Annotated in this window: 17 protein-coding genes and 1 pseudogene; 6 read left to right on the top strand and 12 right to left on the bottom strand. The window is 41.6% G+C overall.

Annotated elements, in window-relative coordinates; all coding sequences use genetic code 11:
• Positions 1 to 172 precede the first annotated feature (172 nt).
• Complete coding sequence (locus tag RRG12_RS16940; RefSeq protein ID WP_069072807.1) at positions 173 to 613, top strand: FHA domain-containing protein; 441 nt, start codon at positions 173 to 175, stop codon at positions 611 to 613.
• A gap of 200 nt (positions 614 to 813) precedes the next feature.
• On the opposite strand, the gene RRG12_RS16935 is transcribed toward RRG12_RS16940, so the two are convergent.
• The gene (locus tag RRG12_RS16935; RefSeq protein ID WP_069072806.1) at positions 814 to 1,161 is read right to left on the bottom strand and encodes a hypothetical protein; all 348 of its coding nucleotides are present in this window, start codon (positions 1,159 to 1,161) and stop codon (positions 814 to 816) included.
• A 358-nt stretch (positions 1,162 to 1,519) separates the two neighbouring features.
• Here RRG12_RS16935 and RRG12_RS16930 point away from each other — a divergent pair, with 358 nt between their 5' ends.
• Positions 1,520 to 2,485, top strand: a complete 966-nt coding sequence (locus RRG12_RS16930) for a TIGR01777 family oxidoreductase (protein ID WP_420760083.1) — start codon at positions 1,520 to 1,522, stop codon at positions 2,483 to 2,485.
• A gap of 126 nt (positions 2,486 to 2,611) precedes the next feature.
• Here the strand turns inward: RRG12_RS16930 and RRG12_RS16925 are convergent, their stop codons facing one another.
• The 3 genes from RRG12_RS16925 to RRG12_RS16915 all read right to left on the bottom strand — a co-directional run bounded on the left by RRG12_RS16925 (position 2,612) and on the right by RRG12_RS16915 (position 3,872).
• Positions 2,612 to 2,869, bottom strand: a complete 258-nt coding sequence (locus tag RRG12_RS16925) for a hypothetical protein (protein WP_069072804.1) — start codon at positions 2,867 to 2,869, stop codon at positions 2,612 to 2,614.
• 131 nt (positions 2,870 to 3,000) lie between these two features.
• Entirely contained in the window at positions 3,001 to 3,423 is a 423-nt protein-coding gene (locus RRG12_RS16920; RefSeq protein ID WP_069072803.1) for a tetratricopeptide repeat protein, read from the bottom strand.
• A 92-nt stretch (positions 3,424 to 3,515) separates the two neighbouring features.
• Positions 3,516 to 3,872: an iron-sulfur cluster assembly accessory protein gene (locus tag RRG12_RS16915; protein ID WP_069072802.1), complete on the bottom strand. Its 357-nt coding sequence runs from the start codon at positions 3,870 to 3,872 to the stop codon at positions 3,516 to 3,518.
• 624 nt (positions 3,873 to 4,496) lie between these two features.
• Between RRG12_RS16915 and RRG12_RS16910 the strand changes: the two genes are divergently transcribed.
• The 4 genes from RRG12_RS16910 (at position 4,497) to RRG12_RS16895 (ending at position 10,276) form a co-directional block, all read left to right on the top strand.
• The gene (locus tag RRG12_RS16910; protein ID WP_069072801.1) at positions 4,497 to 6,125 is read left to right on the top strand and encodes a DUF6930 domain-containing protein; all 1,629 of its coding nucleotides are present in this window, start codon (positions 4,497 to 4,499) and stop codon (positions 6,123 to 6,125) included.
• A 1,700-nt stretch (positions 6,126 to 7,825) separates the two neighbouring features.
• Positions 7,826 to 7,990 (top strand): CopG family transcriptional regulator, encoded by a 165-nt coding sequence (locus tag RRG12_RS16905; RefSeq protein ID WP_069072800.1) that lies wholly within the window; start codon positions 7,826 to 7,828, stop codon positions 7,988 to 7,990.
• A gap of 279 nt (positions 7,991 to 8,269) precedes the next feature.
• Positions 8,270 to 9,709: a 9,9'-di-cis-zeta-carotene desaturase gene (gene zds, locus RRG12_RS16900; RefSeq protein WP_420760082.1), complete on the top strand. Its 1,440-nt coding sequence runs from the start codon at positions 8,270 to 8,272 to the stop codon at positions 9,707 to 9,709.
• A gap of 123 nt (positions 9,710 to 9,832) precedes the next feature.
• The gene (locus tag RRG12_RS16895) at positions 9,833 to 10,276 is read left to right on the top strand and encodes an SRPBCC family protein (protein ID WP_069072798.1); all 444 of its coding nucleotides are present in this window, start codon (positions 9,833 to 9,835) and stop codon (positions 10,274 to 10,276) included.
• Between the two features lie 148 nt (positions 10,277 to 10,424).
• Here RRG12_RS16895 and mtnA read toward each other — a convergent pair whose 3' ends face one another.
• The 8 genes and pseudogenes from mtnA to RRG12_RS16855 all read right to left on the bottom strand — a co-directional run bounded on the left by mtnA (position 10,425) and on the right by RRG12_RS16855 (position 22,492).
• Positions 10,425 to 11,486, bottom strand: coding sequence for an S-methyl-5-thioribose-1-phosphate isomerase (mtnA, locus tag RRG12_RS16890; protein WP_420760081.1), 1,062 nt, complete (start codon positions 11,484 to 11,486; stop codon positions 10,425 to 10,427).
• A gap of 116 nt (positions 11,487 to 11,602) precedes the next feature.
• Positions 11,603 to 13,612, bottom strand: coding sequence for a cation:proton antiporter (locus RRG12_RS16885; protein ID WP_420760080.1), 2,010 nt, complete (start codon positions 13,610 to 13,612; stop codon positions 11,603 to 11,605).
• 394 nt (positions 13,613 to 14,006) lie between these two features.
• Positions 14,007 to 14,150, bottom strand: a pseudogene (locus RRG12_RS16880) (IS4 family transposase); the annotation flags it as partial.
• A gap of 96 nt (positions 14,151 to 14,246) precedes the next feature.
• Entirely contained in the window at positions 14,247 to 14,369 is a 123-nt protein-coding gene (locus RRG12_RS16875; RefSeq protein ID WP_256091185.1) for a hypothetical protein, read from the bottom strand.
• 150 nt (positions 14,370 to 14,519) lie between these two features.
• The gene (locus RRG12_RS16870; RefSeq protein WP_420760079.1) at positions 14,520 to 17,744 is read right to left on the bottom strand and encodes a M10 family metallopeptidase C-terminal domain-containing protein; all 3,225 of its coding nucleotides are present in this window, start codon (positions 17,742 to 17,744) and stop codon (positions 14,520 to 14,522) included.
• Between the two features lie 357 nt (positions 17,745 to 18,101).
• The gene (gene dxs / locus RRG12_RS16865) at positions 18,102 to 20,009 is read right to left on the bottom strand and encodes a 1-deoxy-D-xylulose-5-phosphate synthase (RefSeq protein ID WP_420760078.1); all 1,908 of its coding nucleotides are present in this window, start codon (positions 20,007 to 20,009) and stop codon (positions 18,102 to 18,104) included.
• A gap of 598 nt (positions 20,010 to 20,607) precedes the next feature.
• Positions 20,608 to 21,054: a hypothetical protein gene (locus RRG12_RS16860; protein WP_069074765.1), complete on the bottom strand. Its 447-nt coding sequence runs from the start codon at positions 21,052 to 21,054 to the stop codon at positions 20,608 to 20,610.
• Positions 21,055 to 21,529: 475 nt separating this feature from the next.
• Positions 21,530 to 22,492, bottom strand: coding sequence for an aldo/keto reductase (locus tag RRG12_RS16855; protein WP_420760077.1), 963 nt, complete (start codon positions 22,490 to 22,492; stop codon positions 21,530 to 21,532).
• Positions 22,493 to 22,794: the final 302 nt, after the last annotated feature.

Genomic DNA, 22,794 nt, shown 5'->3' with positions numbered 1-22,794 from the left:
CCCCTTCCCCTTTTCCCCTTAACCGACAAGTATTGGAACGGATATGTTCTACTCTTTCAAGGTATCATGCAATTTTAAAGCTTATTTAGACCGGCACCACATACTTATGGTGCGCGAAAATGAAAAAATACGATACTAAAAAATCTTGAATCACAGTTTCACAAATTTGTCAATGGCAGCAGAAAATAATGAAAACCATCTACTGATTATTGAAGACGATCAAGGTCGCAAAGAATTTTCTCTAGAGCAACCCGTCTACTCTATTGGTAGAGATCGCGAATGTAATATCCGTTTGATGTCGCAGTTTGTCTCCCGACGCCATGCCACATTAGTGAGATTGCCACGAGAGCATAATAGTCATAGCTACTATTACCGGATTGTAGATGGCGATGCTAAAGGTAAGTCTAGTTCTAACGGTTTAATGATTAATGGACGCAAGATACCATCTCACGATCTCAGAAATGAAGACGAGATCGTTTTTGGGCCTCAAGTACGTGCCATTTATTACCTTTTAAGAAACACTCAGCGTTTGGGACAAACGGATTCGAGCGAGTACGATATTACACTAATAAACCCCGGTATGGCCGAGGATTTAGAGGATATAGAAGACTGAATTATAACTACCAATCAAAGTTTGACCAAGCCCCGTTGGGGCGGGAGTAGGGAGTAGGGAATAGGGAAAAAAATAGCCCCAACAACCACCGGGATACAAGCCCCGTTCAATGCTGTCTTCCCCACTCCCTACTCCCTACTCCCTTCTTGTTGACATTCCCACAACTTCAAGCCGTGGGAGTGTCAACTCAACCACCAACGCTATCCTGCAAGACTTTCAATCAAATGCCAATGGCGGCTATTTTCAATAGCCTGCTTGATGAATTCAAACATTTGTCGGCAGTAATTATCTAGTTGAAGTGGTAGTTCTTCATTTTTAAGCACAATACTCATCCGGGTTTCTGTTTCAGTACATTTTGATTTATCAATCAGTACTTCTACTGTTACCAATTTAGGAAAAGGAACATTGCCAGGAACCTCACGAGCGATAATGTAATCGGCCGTATTGTATTGAATATCCAACTGACAGTCCTGTAGAAGTTCTACAAGTAACGGCAACAGATGGTCACTAGGAACAGAAACAATAAATGAACAGGTATAGCGAGCCATAATAGCCCCACGCCTTGCAACACTCCGTCCATCCTATAATACCGAAGTATCTAAACGGAAAGTCATTATAAAAGCAAAGTTTTTGAGTTTTGAGATCAGGCATGATCAAAATATACAGTTTACCCAATTTTGTGAAGAAGGCAGGAGGCAGAAGGCAGAAGGCAGAAGGCAGTGTAGGCTTCAGACCTACACTGATTGCAGGACACCTGTGGCAGAGATTTTGGAATGGGTCTTAAACCCAAGACTCGTCTGGTCGCGGTAGGAAACAAAGGGCAGTTCTCCTCCTGCCCTCTGCCTTCTTTGGTAAGCTGAAAGTTTGATCAAAAACTTTACAATAAAGGTTTGGCTGAGGTAGAAAATGAAAGTCGCAATTACTGGAGCAACAGGATTTGTTGGTAGCCGTTTGGTACAACGACTCCACGGAAAAGGTCACAAAATAGTAGTATTAACTCGGAACACCACCTTTGCTCAAAAGGTTTTTCCATCTGAGGCTTTCCCCAATGTAGAAATTGTTGCCTATACACCAAATGCATCTGGTTCTTGGCAAAGTGTCATTGCGAGTTGTGATGGCGTAGTTAATTTGGCAGGAGAACCTATCGGTGAAGGACGCTGGACACCAGAACGGAAACAAGAAATCCTCAATAGTCGGAAGTTTGGTACTCAAAAAGTAGTTGAAGCAATAGCCAACGCTAACCCCAAAACGGCAGTCGCTACAACTGGGGGAACCCCCGCAACGCGCTGCCTCCCAAGTGTGTTAATTAACGCTTCAGCCATTGGTTACTACGGCACTAGTGAAACGGCAATCTTTGATGAAACAAATATATCTGGTAACGATTTTCTTGCCCAAGTCTGCCAAGCTTGGGAAGCTGAAGCGAGAAAGGTAAAAGATGCTGGTGTCCGACTGGTAATTCTACGTTTTGGGATTGTTTTGGGCAATGGTGGTGCTTTAGGTAAAATGATTCCGCCTTTCAAACTCTTCGCTGGTGGGCCTATTGGCAGTGGTCGGCAGTGGTTCTCATGGATTCACGTAGATGATTTAGTTAGCCTGATTCTGGAAGCTTTAACTAAACCGGAAATAGAAGGCGTATATAATGCAACCGCCCCTAATCCAGTTCGGATGGCAGATTTAAGCCAAACTTTGGGAGAAGTCATGAATCGCCCTTCTTGGTTGCCTGTTCCTGCTTTTGCGATCGAAGCTCTTTTAGGAGACGGGGCTATAGTAGTTTTAGAAGGTCAGCAAGTCATCCCAAAACGCACGTTAGAAACAGGTTTTGAGTACAAATATCCTAATTTGCAATCAGCATTAACACAAATTCTTAATTAAATGGGAGTGGGGATTGGGCATTGGGCATTGGGCATTGGGCATTGGGCATTTAAAAACTTTTCCCTGTTCCCTGTTCCCTATTCCCTGTTCCCTATTCCCCAGTACCCAGTCCCTAGTCCCCAGTCCCTATTTCCCAGTCTCTTGACTAGAGAGAAATTTCCTGGAAACCCAACTGATAATACCGCTGAGAATAGCACCACCCATGAGAATACCAATTGCTGGGTTAAACACAGGTTGCCACAGTTGATGCCACAAATCCAAACCCAGGTTTATTCCCACAGCATCACCGATCGCAGCGATCGCTAACCAGCCAAAGCCAAACAAAACCAAAAAAACATCTGCGACTAAAACCATGTTTAGCCAATTTAACAATTTATCTTTCATGATTCGATTGGGGAATGGGGAATGGGGAATGGGGATTGGGGAATGGGGAATGGGGATTGGGGAGAAAAAGTATTTTTTTATTCTTCCCCTTGCCCCCTGCTCCCTGCCCCCTGCTCCCCACTCCCCATCATTTACTTTTCAAACAGCCAATTTTTGACTTTTGTCAAACTCTGCCAATCTGGTTTTCTACTTAAACCGTCTTCAATACTATTTTTTATTTCATCACTCCATTCTTCATTGACAAATATCAACTGCTGTGCTATGTCAATGTGTTCTCGCAAACCTTTTTGACCCGTTTCCAGCATTGCTAAGGCGAGATTGATTCTAGCTTGTGGATCTTGTGGGTTTAACTTGACTGCCTTTTGTGCGGCTTTGTATGCCAAGTTGGGTTTGCTATCGAGTAGATACAACCACGCTAAACAAATCCAAGCAGCACTAGTTTTAGGAGCGCGATCGCATACTTCTTTAAACACAGGGATTAAAGATTCTACTGATTCTCCAGCTTTATAGCGTTCTAAACCTGTATCAAACAGGGATTCAACTGTATTAGTCATTTGTCATTAGTCATTGGTCATTAGTCATTAGTCATTAGTCATTGGTCATTTGTGAGGGACAAAAGACAAAGGACAAATGACAAATGACAATATTACACCCCAAATGACTTACCGCAACCACAAGTTTGGCTGGCATTGGGGTTAGTAAATTGGAAGCCACCGCCAATCATGGCATCGCTATAATCGAGCATTAAACCGTAGAGATATAACAGGCTCTTGCGATCGCTGACAATTTTGAAGCCATCGTAGTCAAAAACTTCATCCTGAGGGGTGATCTTGCTAGTGTCTTCAAAGTCCATCATGTAAGACATCCCAGAACAGCCACCCTGACGGACTCCCACCCGTAAGCAGAAGTCTGTGCCTTGCTTGTCCCGGAGGGATTTTACCTGCTTCAATGCGGCTTCACTCAACAGAATTCCGCGTTGTTGAGCCTGAATTGCTTGTGTCATCTACTTTTTCACTCCTTAATTTAGTTTAAGCTTTACCCTATATCAGCTTGTTAATGCCTGTAGGTTGCCCTTGGTGTTTTTGTATTCATTCTAGCGGCTTAGATGCCGCTAGATGCCAAATTGTAAACACTCCGTTAAAAGCAGCCAAAAATTTTTATTCTAGAATTGAGAGACTCAGTGTGTTTATACGAGAAGGCAGGAGGCAGGAGGCAAGAGGCAGGAGGAAATAATTATGAATGAAAGTTTTAATTCTCGGTATAAGATTCATTTTAAAAAGATGAATTGTATCGAGACATATATCGGAAAATACATTCGTAGCCGATCTGGTCTTCTCCATTGGCGTCTCCCTTTCTTCTACAAGGAAGTAAGCTACGCGCAGTGTCTCCTAGAGAGAGTCTAGGATGCATTCCAAATGGATTATTTGGCATCGTTGTCCACAGCCTAAGTCTCACGCTTTTAAATATGGGTTACTCCTGCCTCCTGCCTCCTGAAACATTCGGTATTTTTGAAGTTCAAGCCTTGTGGCAACCTGAAAAGCAACCACCTTCAGGTGCAGCCATAAAAATTTAATCTGAGGCTAGCTATCCTCCAAAGTTTACTTCCAAATTGCTTCTTTTGATCTCTATGACAAGTTTTAATCGCTCTACCAGTCGTCGGTTGAAGAAATTAACTCAAATTCCTTCTGTATGGGAGGGCGATCGCCGTCCGTTGTCATCACCAAACCAGTTCTCAGACTCAGAGGCAAAGGGAGAATGCATTCTTTGGGTAGATTACTCCCAAGGTGTTGTCCGAGGAATGGATGTGGTAGCTTCAGATATCGGCCCAGAAGCAATTGTTCGCACCTTAATGCAAGCAATGGAGCATCCCCAGAGTCCGGCAAGACCTGCTAGACCCCAAAGAATTGTAGTCAAAGACCGCGAGATCCAGTTTTACCTGCGGGGAGTGCTACAAGATTTGGATATTGCCATTGATTACGCACCAGAACTGCCTTTAATTGACGAACTATTTCGTGGATTTGCCGACATCCTCGATAGTCAAACCCCCGACTTACCCCCACAGTATGCACAAATCTTGCGAGAAAAAGCATTTGCAATTTGGCAAGCAGCACCTTGGGAATTTTTGGAAGAACAGCAAATTTTATCCATTGAGATTAATAAGTGGGATGTTGGCACACTCTACGCCTCAATCATGGGAATGCTGGGAATGGAGTATGGGATTTTGTTTTATCGCTCAGAAGAGTCTTTAAAACAGTTTCGTGCCGCTGTTTTAAGAGATGAAGAATCAACGGAGCATCTAGAAGAAGCATTCCTTAAGCAAGATTGCCTATTTCTCACTTTTGAGACTGCTGATGAAGATGATGAGGATGAGGATGAAGATGATGATTTGGTCGATCTGCCATTATCAGAAATTGACCCCACCTTCGGTAATATCCACCCCTTAGAAGGACTGCGTTCTGTTTTGTATGACGAAGAAGCATTGGTAATCTTGGTTGCGATCGAAAGCCTGATCCGCTTTATTCGCGATCACCGTCGCCCGCTTCATGAAGACATCTTTCCTACCCTCAGCCGTCGCTATCGGATTGCTCTACCACAGTCGGAAGAATCAACTAAATCTGTACCTGTGACAGTCTCTACAATGCCGCAGTTAGCCGCAGAGTTAGAGGAAATGGCAGGTTTTGGTGTTGATGATCAAGAGATTGACAATCTTGATTTCCAATCATTGCAAGATGACTTGATACCTGAAGATTCCTTCCTGAGCTTAGGTGTGGTGTCCTGGGAAATGTTGGAACACCTGCGTAAGGGAGTCAGCTACCATCCGGCTGGTGAAATCAAACACGTGGGTGATGGTTTGCCGGTGATTTTAATTCAAACTTCTCGGCCCAAGGCGAAGACTGTAATTGAAAGAATTGAAACAGCAGGTGGATTGAGAGCAATTTGTTTTAATCCAGGTGCCGACCCCTTCGATGGCGATCGCTACGACCTGGGTTTATTACAAACTCAAAATGGCGAATTGTTCCTATTCGGTGAATTTTTAGACGAAGATCCGATTCATGTAGAAGCCCGAAAGAAATGGAATCAACGGTGTAAAAATACTAAGGGCTACTGTGGCTTAATCATTGCTAAAGGCTTAACGGGAGCTTCCCGTGGCAATCCTCAGTTACGAGATATGATGGCTTTGTTTGAAGCGCGATCGCTTTCACCAAAAGATTTAGGTATTGGCACTCTCCAACTGATGCCCCAATTTAAACTTTGAATAGTTGCACCAATTGCTGCAATCCTTAAATCTCAAATTATAAGTATGAAAAATTAAGTCAATGTGTATTTGATTTACATGTTAACTGAAATTGCACTTGGGAGGGGAAAAGGGAAAGGCTTTCTTTACCTTTTAAAATTTACCGAAAAAAGCAGAGGGCAGGAGGTAGGATAGCGCAGCGTTAGCGAGTTTGCGAGCGTCGGCAGAAGAAATGATTCCTGCCCTCTGCCTCCTACCTTTCTTTGTAAAAATACTCAGGGTTATCGCATTTGTACATAGCTCACCTTTAAATGATTGGAAGTTAACTTTACCTCAATTTCATGAAGTACCTATATTTTCATCGTTTCCCAGTTATTTTTATTGGGATGTTTTCAGTATAAATAGCTACGAACTACCTACGAATTACCTGCAAAGTTGGGTTTAATCAAACCTAGCTGACAGTCTTAGATAGCGGAATCTTTTTTACAAGTTTTGCAGTTTAGCATCTTGTTTATATATCAATATCATTAAGCAAAGGTTCAGATGTATATCTTTTTCTTTGTAAGTTTTTTATAAAGGATAAAAATGAGATTGTTTAGTCTCTAAATGAAGATTATTTAAAGTGCGGAAATAATGGCTATAATAAACACACCAGCAAAAAACATTGAAATATACAATTGTTTTTACGGGTATACTTACCAAATACAAAATGATTGAAAATCAATACTTTTTTGAAAATGATTTATCTCTTAGTTTAAATCTAAGAAGAAGGTTTGTTGTCAATTTTTTAGCGCCATAATTGGCTAAAAATGATTTTACTAACCTCTAGATAGATGAATACAAACAATGGAAAAAATCTCTGGGTTGAAATTAAACTATATCGCTAGAGGGAAGATAAAAAATAGGCAAAATTTCATCGTATCTTTACGGGAAGTTATTGTAAAAGCATGAAACAAAACTAAAATATTATTATCGGCAACAGTCAACTAACATCATAACTATTACGGGCTAATTCATCTGTGTAAAATTACAGATAATGCTGTAAAATTTTACCAATGCGCTGGGCTATTGACACCCAGTAAACTGAGTTTTCTCCTCTTTTTTCTGGTTAATATATTGGCATGTAAAAGCAATGAGCTTGATTGAGGGAAGCCAAAAATCATAGCCATTCAAGTCGCTCTTAACTTATTGGGTGCAGATGGGTGTTTGTTATGGAGCGATCGCTTATTTGCCTACTTCATAGGGGATTATTCACGATCTACAAATACCACTCTAACCTGCGTGTAAGGTAGCATTTCAGCATAATAATGATTCTGAAAGCCTCATTTTATGGTGTTTTAGCAGATATTCTCTCTGAGTGGGTTTGGCAAGCTTGCTCAAGAGATAAGGTCGAATGCTTTCAATGAAGAATAACTTTGGAAATCTTAATTGAGCCAACATTAGGTGTCTCAATTCATCCATCAAATTTAATTCTCAGGCTTTACTCATGCTGTTAGGAGGGTTATTATCTTCAAAAGCAACAATGTGCTTTTTCTGCTGTCGCAATAGTAACCAATTAAAGTGTAGTTCTTTGATTTTTTTAGAAAATGATGAATCCTTGGACAAAACGAATATTTTTAATATTAATGATATGACTTGTTTCCTGAGACAAACTCTGATAATGTTATCGGTTCCCTCTTTACTTAGACTCTTTCGACAACCTAAAATATACAGCAGATAGCATGATAATGACAAATAAAAAATGGGCGGTTAAACGTATAACAGTCAATCTCGCAACACAGGAAGCGGAAAAACTGGAAAAATATTGCCAACAAACAGGTAGACCCGCAACCGATGTGATTCGTGAACTGATTAGAAGTTTGCCTGTTTCCGAAGACGGCAAATAGGTAAGAGGATGCTTTAAGTACTTATCCAGATAACTGCTTTGCCACCAAAAAATAGCTATCATACCTTTTTGAGTCCACGGCTATGGACAATACTTTGTCTAGCTGATACAGACGCGAGAAAAACGCGTCTGGTAATCTTTAGGGACTAAAAAAAGTGATCAAAGAGGTTTTAGTATCAACATTGCCATAACTTAATATGCTGGTGGAGTTGATATTAAGTAGCAAATTCCGACACCAACCCAGTTACAATCTGTAAAGAAACTGAAAAGGAACGACGGAATGCGCGTTGCAATCGTAGGTGCGGGACTGGCTGGACTAGCAACCGCAGTAGATCTAGCTGATGCTGGTTGTGAAATCGAGATTTTTGAGTCTCGTCCGTTTGTGGGTGGTAAAGTTGGCAGTTGGGTCGATGGAGATGGCAACCATCTAGAAATGGGGTTGCATGTATTTTTTGGGTGCTACTACCAACTATTTGACTTGATGAAGAAAGTGGGGGTGTTAGAAAACTTACGCCTCAAGGAACATACCCACACTTTTATTAATAAAGGGGGGCGCACCGGTGCTTTGGATTTTCGCTTCCTCACAGGTGCGCCTTTCAATGGCTTAAAGGCATTTTTTACTACTTCTCAACTATCGTTGCAGGATAAACTGCAAAATGCGATCGCTTTGGGTACTAGTCCGATAGTTCGAGGATTGGTAGACTTTAATGGGGCGATGAAAACCATCCGCAATTTAGATAAAGTTAGCTTTGCCGACTGGTTCCGCAGTCACGGTGGGAGCAATGGCAGCATTAAGCGTATGTGGAACCCCATTGCCTACGCATTAGGATTTATTGATTGCGAAAATATGTCTGCTCGTTGTATGTTAACCATATTCCAGCTATTTGCAGTTAGAACTGAAGCTTCAGTTTTGCGAATGCTGGAAGGTTCACCATCTGAATATTTACACAAACCCATTCTGGAATATCTCGAAGTTAGAGGCACGAAAGTTTACACGCGTCGGCAAGTCAGGGAAATCCAGTTTACAGAGTCAGACGGACAAACCCGCGTCACTGGTATAGTAGTTGCCCAAGGTGATACCGTAGAAACTATCACCGCGGATGCTTACGTTTTTGCTTGTGATGTTCCAGGAATTCAACGCATCCTCCCCAACGAGTGGCGTAAGTGGTCAGAATTTGACAATATTTACAAACTGGATGCAGTGCCAGTGGCTACAGTGCAGTTACGCTTCGATGGTTGGGTAACAGAATTGAACGATGGAAAGGAACGTAAACAGCTAAATCATGCGGCTGGAATCGATAATTTACTTTACACAGCCGATGCTGACTTTTCTTGTTTTGCGGATTTGGCGTTGACTAGCCCTGCTGATTATTATCGCCCAGGACAGGGGTCTTTGTTACAACTAGTGCTGACACCGGGAGATCCGTTTATTGCACAAAGTAATGAAGCGATCGCACAGCATGTCCTCAAGCAAGTTCATGAACTATTTCCCTCGTCGCGGGAACTAAATATGACTTGGTATAGCGTAGTAAAACTTGCTCAGTCTCTCTACCGAGAAGCGCCAGGTATGGATGCGTACCGTCCCAACCAAAAAACACCAGTGGATAATTTCTTCCTTGCAGGGAGTTATACTCAGCAAGACTACATCGACAGCATGGAAGGAGCAACTATTTCTGGGCGGCGTGCGGCCAAAGTGATTTTGGAGAGTTTGAAGAATTGACATAGACACGGAGTGGCTTGCCACAGGCTACCGCGTTCGCGTAAAGGGAAGGGCGCAAAGGGCCCGTACTCCTGCAAACAAGCAAGCTACGCAAAGCGTCTCGTAGAGAAGGAAAAATAGATCATGTCAGATTGGTTAGAGCATACTGTGCAGGTAGAAGTAGAAGTTCCTATAGATTTAGTATGGAGCCTCTGGTCTGATTTAGAGCAAATGCCTCGGTGGATGAAATGGATTGATTCGGTGAAAATTCCCCCAGAGAATCCAGATATATCTCTTTGGAAATTAAAAACTGGCAGTCTAGAATTTAATTGGCAATCCCGAATTCTTAAAGTTATTCCCAATCAAATTATCCAATGGGAATCGATTGATGGTTTGCCCAATCAAGGAGCAATTCGCTTTTACGATCGCCACAATAGTAGCATTGTTAAAATGACCATTTCCTATGCGATTCCTGGCATTATTGGCAAAATTATGGATAACTTATTTTTGGGACGGATAGTTGAATCGACGATTCAAGCTGATTTGGAAAGGTTTAAAGAATATGCGCTGAATATTAAAGCTAATTGATACATAATTGATATCAATACTTGTCGGTTAAGGGGAAAAGGAGAATGGGAAAGGGGAAAGAAAAAACTTTTAACCTAAACTCAGTAATCTTTTCCCCAAACCAAATTCCAGTTTAAAATCCAAAACTCCAGCAGTATTGGGATTAATTTTAGGCTACTTGCTGTGGCTGAGATTTCACTAATTCACCAGGAGCAAATACTCCATTCTCTGTAATAATTGCTGTAATCAACTCAGCTGGAGTGACATCAAATGCTGGATTGTAAAACTCTACACCCGCAGGTGTGAGAATAGTATCACCAACTTGATAGATTTCTGTTGGTTCGCGTTCTTCAATGGGAATTTTGCTGCCATCGGCTAATTCAAAATCAACGGTGGAAAGGGGTGCAGCCACAAAGAAGGGTATATTATGAGCTTTAGCTGCGATCGCAACACTATATGTACCAATTTTATTAGCAGTGTCGCCATTAGCAGCAATTCGGTCAGCACCCACAACTACAGCATGAATCAAACCCTGTTTCATGCAATGGGCTGCCATATTATCAGTAATTAATGTAACTGGAATACCTTCTTGGACACATTCCCAAGTAGTGAGTTTTGCACCTTGTAAGCGGGGACGGGTTTCATCGGCAAATAAACGCTCCAAACGTCCTTCCCTCCAAGCAGAACGCACCACACCCAAAGCAGTGCCATAGCCAGCTGTCGCTAATGCCCCGGCGTTACAGTGAGTAAGTAGCCTTAGCTTTTCTGGGGTATTAGGTAACACTGCCAAACCATGATCGCCAATTGCTTGACAAGTTTGCAAATCTTCAATATTAATCGCTTGGGCTGTTTGGAAAAGGGTTTGCTTAATGTCTTCTACTGTTCCTAGAGTTTCGTTGGCGGCTTTGATCATTCGGCTAATTGCCCAAAATAAATTTACCGCCGTCGGACGAGTAGAACGCAACAACTGGGCTACTTTATCTAAGTCTTGCAAAAAATCGTGGCGATCGCTTGTTTCAATTTCTCTTGCACCAAGATACATTCCATAAGCCGCAGCTACACCAATTGCAGGCGCACCCCGGACAATCATGGTTTTAATCGCCCGCGCCATATCTTCACTGCGGTGAATTTCCACAAATGTATATTCGTTGGGTAAGCGAGTTTGGTCAATTAGTGACACTGAGTTGTTGTGCCAAATAACGGGATAAACTTGGTTTGGGGAAGGTGTCACGTTGCTTCGCTCCGAATTCAAAATTAAAAATTCAAAATTTAAAAGTCATAGGAAGATATTGGGTATTGAGGATTGGACATTTTCACCTCTTCCCCTACTTCTTCCTCATCTTGGGACTATTTGGGAAAGTAGGCAATAATCATAGCAACTTCAGGATGATTGCGAGCGATCGCTTCTGGTATTCGACCAAAAAGTGAAACTAGTTGAGTTTTCTGTTCAACAGTCCCGTTTAACACTAGCAGATCGTTGGTTTTGAGTAAACGAGAAACTTGCTGCACAAAATTGCCTCGCACTTTTTGAATTGGTGTATCTTCTGGCAATCCGGTTTTAGTCAAATCGATATCTACTCCTTGTTTTGTGACAACTTGCAAAAGTTGTACGGTAGCTTTGAGTTCCGTTGCCAAACTTTTGACTAATTGAATACTTTCTCCAAAAGAACTAGCATAAGTTTGTTGGGTGGTGAAAGCCAGAAAGACTCGTGTTGTATGCTCAATTGGCAAGGGGAATCGAGTTACCAAAACAGGCACCGTACTGCGATTCACAATCTTGTCAATGACACCGCCAAAGAGATTTTCCTGATAAGTAGAGTAACCTTTCCAGCCGCAGACAATCACACTGGCCTGCTTTTCTTCTGCTACACGAGCAATTCCCTTATCAATTGATTCGTCAATCCGACCAATGGGACTAACATTGACCACGGCAGCATGGGCAATCATTTCTGCGGTTGATAGTAATTGGCTTTGTCTGGCTTTGTCCCCTGGAGAAATTGGGGAACTTTGTTCTAGTAAAATATGGAGTGGTAATAAAGTCCCGTCTGCTGATTTTGTTAAGAGTATTGCCAACTTCAGCAAGTTATCTTCAGTGCTAGGGTTGGCAACTGGTACTAAAACGCGATCGCCTAGATTTCCTAACTGATGACTTTCAATACTAGTTTCTCCTGGCCTGATTTTTTTCCCCCACCGATCTGTCACCCAAGGAGAAGCAATGCAGGTAACTAAGATCATGGCGATCGTACCATTCACTGTTAACTGATCGACCAACTCGATTTTGTAAGCAACAGTGATTGCAGCTAGGGTAGAGGCTGCCTGAGCTACTGATAGCCCAAACATCAACATGATATTGTCAAAGTTGAATCCGAATAACTTGCCCGAACCCCATGCAGGAATGAACTTAGCGATAATGGCAACAGTTACCATAACAGCGGATACTAGAAGCGATCGCGGTTCTTGAATCAGAATCAGGGGATTCACCAACATTCCCACAGAAATCAAGAAAAAGGGTACAAACAGCGTATTTCCGATAAATTGAATCCGATTCATCAGAGGACTAAGTTGGGGAATTAGCTGGGTAATAGCAACTCCAGCTAAAAAAGCCCCAATAATCGGCTCAATTTGGATTAATTCTGCCCCATAGGAAACCACAAACAGGGTAGCTAGGACAAAAGTAAATTCTGCCCCTTCATCGTGTCCAAACCGCTGAAAGAACCAGCGACCAAGACGAGGTAGACCCCATAGTGTCAGAAATGTGTAGATAATTAGTGAAGGAATCAGGAATAACCAAAACTGTATGCTTAAGCTGCCTTGATGCGCTCTCACTACCACCGCTAAAACCAAAAGTGCTAAAACATTGGTGATTAATGTGCCTCCGAGAGTGGTCGTCAATGTCTGAGAGCGCATAATTCCCAATTTACTGACTATCGGTAGTGCTAGTAGCGTATGGGAAGCAAAACAAGAAGCAACTAAAATGGCAGGTAATACACCATAGCCAATGGCCATCATGGCTGCGGTACCTAATACCATCGGCACACCAAAGGTAGCTAATCCGAATATGATTGCTTTATCAGCGTTATATTTCAGATCATCCAAGCTAGTTTCCAGTCCTGCCATGAACATGAGAAATAGCAAACCAACTGTGCCTAAAAGCACAATTGTGTTATCTCGTGCCAATAATCCCAGTCCATTTGGCCCGACTACAACACCGGCCAAAATTAATCCGACAATACCCGGTAGTTTGATTTTTTCAAATAGCAGGGGCGCGATTAGCATAATCCCCAACATCATCAGAAAAACCGGTACTGGGTCTTTAATTGGTGTAGATAATACAGAAGCTAGTAAAAAATTTGTCATACTCTGCTCTAGAGTTGCGTTAACATCTGAATTTCATCCGAGAGCGTTAATGGGACAAAGCCCAATGTAGGCACACTCATACTTTGGCAATAGATTTAATATTGTTTGATATGGCCATGTTGCATAGTTAGCATGAATATTTTTAAATTAATAGTGGTAAATGCTAGCACAGTACGGCGAAAATAAATCACTCATTTCAAATGTCTGAAACCCTTGCAAAAATGGTAATTACGTTAACGATCAAGCGTCCGTAGGAGCATCATTACGAATTACGGATTATGAATTATGCAAAGTAGTACTAGCGACTTAACTCTATACTGCTTAGTATTTATATGCAATACACTGTGGTAAGAAAAAGTATCTACGGCGTGTTTTCAAAGTTGCGTGGATGTTAAATTGTGTATTCAATCACTCGTAGCAGTATTGGTTGACAACCTTTTTTTCTAAGCTTGCCCGATTGATAAATATATGACAGGTAAGAGCCGTCTTCTAAAGGTTGTTCTGCAAGAAATTTCACATTGGCAGGAATTCTTCCTAAATTGGTTTCAGTACATCACTACTTTGTATATCTGGAGACACCAATAAGAAGTCTTTGAGATGCACCACACGCTCATTTTTATTCTTGGGAAAATGCTTAATTTACAAGACTTTCAGGCTTAACTGAACCGTACTGGGTGATAGCGTAACGGTGGTGAGTCTGAGAACGAGCGATCGCCACTAACTCTTTAACAATCCAAAATCCAAAATTGTAAATCAAAAATAGTATTAGAAATTCCTAAGCATTTATATTTTCTAATTAAGGCAAGGTGATACTAGTACTTTTTTAAGCTAGTTTTGAGGGTTTGTAGTAAAGACTTTAGTCCTTACTACAAACTTGATTATCTATCAATTGAAAGTTGACAGAGTACTAAGCAATCAGACTAAAATTGCTACTACTCAAAGTAATATTAGGATTCCCCAAACGGGCAAACTCAAACACTGTTCCTGTACCCAGAACGTTGCCATCTTGGTTATAGAATAAGCTGCCACTACTTTGGCTAAAGACAATACGCGCATTACTAGCGTTGACGAATTGATTACCAGTGACAACTGCAAAGTCAGTTAAAGCCTGACCCACAGTATTAGTAACAGTATTGAAGGTGGTTTTACTCAGCACAATCTGGTCTTGTCCGGCTTCAAAGTCAGTGATGGTATCAATACCTAAGCTTGTGTTAAACACACTATTACTTTGGAACAGATATTTATCACTACCAATTCCACCTGTAAGAGTATCATTACCATTACCTCCCAAGAGGGTGTCATTTCCTGCTAACCCTTGGAGTTGGTCATTTCCATCACCACCAATTAGAGTGTTATTCAGTGTATTGCCAGTGAGAATATCATTACCTGTGCCACCCGTTGCATTTTCAATAACGTTGTTGGCAGAGAGAATGAGTTTGAGATTGCTATTAACCGTTTGCGAAGTTGTGACACCTAAATTTAGGTTGACGGCAACTGTAGTACCGCTAAAGTTAATAGTGTCAGTACCACCTGTTGTGGTTTCTATAATTGTGTCCGTTCCCAAGGCACTATTAGCTACAAAAGAATAGGTATCATTTCCTGTTAATCCTTGGAGTCGGTCATTTCCGCCACCGCCAATTAAAGTGTTATTCAGTGTATTACCAGTGAGAGTGTCATTTCCTGTGCCACCCGTTGCATTTTCAATAACGTTGTTGGCAGAAAGAATGAGATTGAGATTGCTATTAACTGTTTGCGAAGTTGTTACACCTAGATTTAGATTGACCGCAACTGTAGTACCGCTAAAGTTAATAGTATCAGTACCGCCTGTTGTGGTTTCTATAATTGTGTCAGTTCCCAAGGCAGTATTAGCTACAAAAGAATAAGTATCATTTCCTGTTAAACCTTGGAGTCGGTCATTTCCACCACCACCAATGAGAGTGTTATTCAGTGTATTACCAGTGAGAGTGTCATTACCCGTGCCACCCGTTGCATTTTCAATAACGTTGTTGGCAGAGAGAATGAGTTTGAGATTGCTATTAACCGTTTGCGAAGTTGTGACACCTAGATTTAAATTGACGGCAACTGTAGTACCGCTAAAGTTAATAGTATCAGTACCACCTGTTGTGGTTTCTATTATTGTGTCGGTTCCTAAGGCAGTACTCGCTACAAAAGAATAAGTATCATTTCCTACGCCACCATACAAAGTATCATTTCCAGCATCACCTGATAATCTGTCATCTCCTTGTTCGCCAAACAAACTGTCATTTCCATCATCACCAAGAAGGGTATCGTTACCGAAACCACCAAACAAATCATCATTTAAAAAAGTTCCTGTGATGGTGTCATTTACAACTGCACTCTTGAAAATGAAATCACTAGCTTGTAATTGACTTTTGCTAATGCCGTTGATTTGAAGTCGATAATAATAATCGCCATCGGCAAGGCGATATCTTGTAGTAATGATGGCGTTACCAACTGTGTTATCACTTAACAGAAGTGACAAAGTATTGAAGTCACTGATGCCGATGGTACTCAGGTCAATTTTGTCTTCTCCTTTCTTAAAATCAGTGACGATATCTAAGTCTTGAACAAAACCAGAACCACTAAAGTTCTCTAAGACAAATTGGTCTTTTCCTGCACCGCCATACAAGGTATCGTTTCCTTCACCACCTGATAATCTGTCATCTCCTTGTTCGCCAAACAAACTGTCATTTCCATCATCACCAAGAAGGGTATCGTTACCGAAACCACCAAACAAATCATCATTTAAAAAAGTTCCTGTGATGGTGTCATTTACAACTGCACTCTTGAAAATGAAATCACTAGCTTGTAATTGGCTTTTGCTAATGCCGTTGATTTGAAGTCGATAATAATAATCGCCATCGGCAAGGCGATATCTTGTAGTAATGATGGCGTTACCAACTGTGTTATCACTTAACAGAAGTGACAAAGTATTGAAGTCACTGATGCCGATGGTACTCAGGTCAATTTTGTCTTCTCCTTTCTTAAAATCAGTGACGATATCTAAGTCTTGAACAAAACCAGAACCACTAAAGTTCTCTAAGACAAATTGGTCTTTTCCTGCACCGCCATACAAGGTATCGTTTCCTTCACCACCTGATAATCTGTCATCTCCTTGTTCGCCAAACAAACTGTCATTTCCATCATCACCAAGAAGGGTATCGTTACCGAAACCACCAAACAAATCATCATTTAAAAAAGTTCCTGTGATGGTGTCATTTACAACTGCACTCTTGAAAATGAAATCACTAGCTTGTAATTGGCTTTTGCTAATGCCGTTGATTTGAAGTCGATAATAATAATCGCCATCGGCAAGGCGATATCTTGTAGTAATGATGGCGTTACCAACTGTGTTATCACTTAACAGAAGTGACAAAGTATTGAAGTCACTGATGCCGATGGTACTCAGGTCAATTTTGTCTTCTCCTTTCTTAAAATCAGTGACGATATCTAAGTCTTGAACAAAACCAGAACCACTAAAGTTCTCTAAGACAAATTGGTCTTTTCCTGCACCGCCATACAAGGTATCGTTTCCTTCACCACCTGATAATCTGTCATCTCCTTGTTCGCCAAACAAACTGTCATTTCCATCATCACCAAGAAGGGTATCGTTACCGAAACCACCAAACAAATCATCATTTAAAAAAGTTCCTGTGATGGTGTCATTTACAACTGCACTCTTGAAAATGAAATCACTAGCTTGTAATTGGCTTTTGCTAATGCCGTTGATTTGAAGTCGATAATAATAATCGCCATCGGCAAGGCGATATCTTGTAGTAATGATGGCGTTACCAACTGTGTTATCACTTAACAGAAGTGACAGAGTATTGAAGTCACTGATGCCGATGGTACTCAGGTCAATTTTGTCTTCTCCTTTCTTAAAATCAGTGACGATATCTAAGTCTTGAACAAAACCAGAACCACTAAAGTTCTCTAAGACAAATTGGTCGTTCGCTGCACCGCCAGATAAGGTATCACTTCCAGCACCACCTGATAATCGATCGTTTCCACCTAGTCCAGAAAGGCTATCATTACCGTTTAAGCCTTGAATAGTATCATTTCCAGAAGTGCCGACTAAATTATCGTTATTGTTTGTTCCTACAATAGCCATACTTTTACAGTCCTTTGAATATTGGAATTCGGTTTGATTGTTGAAAAAGACCAAGACAAAAGAGGGGGTTCAACGATTGAAGTTAAACCCATGAAAACTAGAAAGCGATCGCTTGCTACTAAATTGATATTGCTAGTGAATTGATGGTATAAGAATCGTAGTAATTAACTAGATTAAGTATACAGATAATAAAGCGATAAAAATTAATTTAAGTAATTATTTAATACCTGATAGTTTTCGGTAATTGATTAAGGTTTAACCAAACATCATATTACGGATATTAAACTTGTCGTTTTCAAAAGGGAATCGCCCACACCTGAGTAACAAGTATGGGCGATTTATTCTACAAAGAATTAGCTAAACCACAGCAGATACTTGCTGTTTAAAGAAAGCTTGCAAAACTCTCTCTGCTATTTGATGGCTAGTTAAACCTAGTTCTGTTTTAGATTCATTGGGTTCAGCATGATCTACTAACACATCTGGTACACCGAATCGTTTCACAGGAACTAGAATCTCTGCATCCATTAAAGCTTCTGCGATCGCACTACCAAAGCCACCCATGACACAGCCTTCCTCTAAGGTGACAACGCGGCCGATTTTCTTAGCTAAAGGCAAAATCAACTCGGTATCTAAAGGCTTCACAAAACGGGCATTAATTACAGTTGCTTCAATGCCATGTTCGCTGAGAATTTCAGCGGCTTGCATTCCTGGATAAACCATTGTGCCATAAGCGACGATTAACACGTCATCGCCTGTACGCAGAATCTCGCCTTTGCCTATTTCCAAAGGTTCCCAACCTTCTTCCATCAGGGGAACGCCGTAGCCATTGCCACGCGGATAGCGCATGGCGATGGGGCCACTGGTATGATTAACACCAGTTACTACCATGCGTTGCAGTTCTGCTTCGTCTTTGGGTGCCATGATTGCTATGTTGGGAATGCAACGCAGATAAGCAATGTCATACATACCTTGGTGGGTGGGGCCATCAGATCCGACAATTCCTGCCCGATCCAAGCAGAAGAATACTGGCAGGTTTTGGATGCAGACATCATGAATTATCTGATCGTAAGCACGTTGCAGGAAGGTGGAATAAATAGCCGCAACGGGGCGCATTCCTTCGGTTGCAAGTCCTGCTGCTAGGGTGATTGCATGTTGTTCAGCAATGCCGACATCAACATATTGATTGGGCAATTTGGCCTGAAGTTTATCTAAGCCTGTTCCCGTTGCCATCGCCGCAGTAATGCCGACGATTTTTGGGTTTTGTTCGGCAAGTTTTACCAGAGTGTGAGAAAAGACTTTGGCATAAGCCGGGGGTTTGGGTTTATTGGAAGGAATGGCTTTGCCAGTTGCTACGTTGAAGGGGCTTTGGGCGTGGTAGCCAACTTGATCTAGTTCAGCAATTTCATAGCCTTTGCCCTTGATTGTTGCTACATGTACCAAAACTGGGCCTTGTATCTGATGTGCCTGTTGGAATGTGGCAATCAATTCTTCGAGATTATGACCATCTACTGGCCCAATGTAGGTAAAGCCGAGTTCTTCAAAAACTGCACCTACCTTGGGAACAGCCAAGCGCTTCATACCTTCCTTGATGCGTCCGAGTTCGGGAGACAGGGATTCACCCACAAAGGGAATTTGCTTTAACTGTTCCTCAAGATTATCTTTAATAAATTGCACCGGTTGGCTGAGGCGCATTTTGTTGAGATAGCGGGGAATCGCGCCGACGTTGCGGGATATAGACATGTCGTTGTCGTTGAGAACAACCAACAGGTTAGTTTTCGGCATGTGTCCAGCATGGTTGATGGCTTCTAAAGCCATACCCCCAGTCAGCGCCCCATCGCCAATAACAGCAACGGCTTTAAACTTTTCGCCTTTCAAGTCTCGCGCTAAAGCCATACCCAATGCCGCTGAAATACTTGTAGAAGCGTGTCCAGCCCCAAAGTGGTCAAACTTGTTTTCACCGCGTTTGAGATAACCTGCAACTCCGTCTTTTTGTCTGAGGGTGTGAAAGCTATCGTAACGTCCTGTAAGCAGTTTGTGGGGATAAGCCTGGTGTCCTACATCCCAAATCACTTTATCCCGATCTAAGTCCAGTGTTTGGTAAAGTCCTAGTGTTAATTCGACAACACCCAATCCTGGCCCCAAGTGTCCACCATTAACCGCTACCGTTTGGAGATGCTTATCTCGAATCTGACGGGCAATCTGTTGCAGTTGGCGAACAGATAAACCGTGCAACTGATTAGGATGGGTGATTTCGCTCAGATGCATATTATAGGGTTTTCCTCTCTAACTTCTAGTCTCGGTATTTTGATTTTCCCACGGTCGGGTTGTCCACAGAATCAAACTCTTACATTGTTACTAAGTTGTAGTGGAAAGTATAACTTCGTAATTGATAATGGTGAAAAATTTGTTACCCATTAACAATTCGTCAAGTGAGGTTGCAATCAATTAAAGCTACAACACATTTGTCAATAAGCAATACTACTTAAAAGTAGCCTGTAGCACGTATAGAAAAACAAGTTTTTCAGAAGCAATTTGCGGAAATATCCTAAGCGGATTCTTAAATCTTAACCTTTAAAGTTAGTAAAAAAGAAAGTTAAATATTTTATTTTTAACTATCTATCTAGGATAATTCCTGATAAATATTTAACAATTGTTTCTTCTCTTCTTCAGTGATAGCAGTTAGTTTTCTGAGCGATCGCTAGTTCATACGGACGCAGTGATAACGTATGTAAAAATACTTGCTAGTTTGATATAACTTCGGTATTTATTTAGCTTAAACAGCAAGATTTCCGACTTCTCTAAGAAATCGGAAATCTGAGGTTTTCGATTTTCACAAATCCAATAGGATTGCTATATCTATTCTCTATTGACCAAAAGCATCCTTGATGCTGTCTACAGTACGTTCAACAACATTCTTAGTGTCGTCTACTGCTTTTTTAGTCCGAGCGGCATCTTCGTCTGCTCTTTTCTGAATTGTAGCCGCATCTTTCTTGGCTTTGCGCTCAACAAAACTACCATTGTCTGTTGCTTGGTCAACTTTATTGGCATTGCTCTTGGCAGCTTGCTTAACTTTATCTGCCGTATCTTCGATGAAATTTTTGGTTCGTCCAGCATCTTTACTGGCTTTTTCTTGAGCGCGATCGCCTGCATCTGACGATGCAATCAGGGTTGCAGCGGGATCAGCCATTGCTGAAGTGTTCGAGAAAAATGCACCTTGCCAAACAAAAGCGATCGCTAACATACAAAACAGTGTTGTGGCCATCCAGCGTTTTACCGTGGAAAGCTGTTTTGCAACATAATTTGATTTCATACAATACAATCTCATGTGATGTAGTATACTATTTTTACTTCATTTAGCTTATTAGCCATATCGATCCTTAGATAGAGGTTCTAGCGTCATTAGTTATTAGATGAATTCACTATTTTGATAGATTGAATTTTAAGCTTGGAAGATTTTTGACAATTATTGGCGGATGGGATTCACTACTACAAAAGCAAAATCCACCGGCATGGACTAATTTCAGGAGGCAGGAGGATAAAGGCAGGAGGCAGGAGGTAACCCACCCTTAAAAGAGTGGGATTGAAGCAAGGACGTTTTATACCTAGCTGCAAGCAGTCTCAGTATAATTATTGCTTTGAACTGGGCTTTAGACCCAGAACTAAAGTTTTAATTGATACTTCTTACCTCCTGCCTTCTGCCTTTCTTCGGTAAAATCAAGAATTTCAAACCCATGCAGGTGTATTTTGCCTGTGTAGCAGCGACTTTTCGGCTGCCTGCTGAAGCATCACGTTGGCATCAATTGCTGGATGCGCTGTGGCTCCTCTCCCAGCCAATCTGGATTTTGGGCAGTGCTGTCGAAAATTGACGAGGTTTTGAAAGGTTCAAACTCGCCGCTTGATGCCACTTCTGCTGTTTTTGCTAAGAGCGATCGCACCTGTTCGTCATTCATTGGCTGGAACGTCCGCACTGCTTCAAAGGCTTGCTCTAAAATCTCCATACTGTCAATTCCGGTAATCACAACCGATGTAGGCAGATTCAAAGCATAATGTAAACATTCAATTGGCGTTACAGTGTTTGACCGCAAAAGAATACCGTTCGCCAAGCTTTTCATCCCCAGAACACCAATGTTTTGTTTAACCAGTTCTGGTAGAACTAGTTTTGCAAAGCTTCGGTAGTGAGCATCCATCACATTTAGCGGCATCTGCACTGTATCAAATTTAAAGCCATAAGTAGCTGCAACTTCCAGTGTATGCAGATGAATATGGGGATCTTTGTGCCCAGTAAAGCCGATGTATCGGAGTTTGCCAGCTTCCCGCGCCTCAATTAAGGCAGCATTCGCTCCTTCTTTGTCAAAGATTCGATGGGGATCTTCGTATCGAATAATTTCATGGTGCTGCACAAGATCGATGTAATCAACTTGCAGACGTTGAAGTGATTCGTCTAGCTGTCTTGTTGCTTCTTTCTTAGAACGACCGTCGATTTTCGTCATCAGGAACGCTTTGTCTCGATAGCGATCGCGCAGCGCTTTTCCCATGCGAATCTCACTAACTCCACCGTTGTAATCCCAACTGTTATCCATAAAGTTGATGCCACGATCAATGGCTGTTCTAACAATGCGGATAGCCAGTTGTTCATCAATGTGCTTCAAGCCGATGTGCCAACCACCCAATCCAATAGCGGAAACTTTTTCTCCCGTATTGCCGAGAACTCGGTATGGCATTTCTAAATTTGGCATACTTCTTGACATGTATTCTCCAAGTCTATCAGCTATTACTTAAGTACATATAGCTGTGCTAATTGAAACACAAGGAAAAGTTAATAATATCTTGCTGAAGAGACACTTTTTGATCCAATCAAGAAAATACTCAGGAAGCCAAAATACCGATGGCGATTTAGGATTTGTGAGGTAAAGAATTGAGATTATTGTAGAGACGGCGATTCATCGCGTCTCTTGCCTGTGATTCATCGCGTCTCTTGCCTTAACCGAGCAGTATTGAGGGCACAGCATTGCTCATTGGTGTCAACTTAAGCTAGAAATAGCTGCGCTGC

This window comes from Nostoc sp. CALU 546 (genome assembly GCF_048836525.1).
The sequence above is the reverse complement of the archived record's forward strand: the minus strand, read 5'-3'. Positions and strand labels throughout refer to the sequence as shown.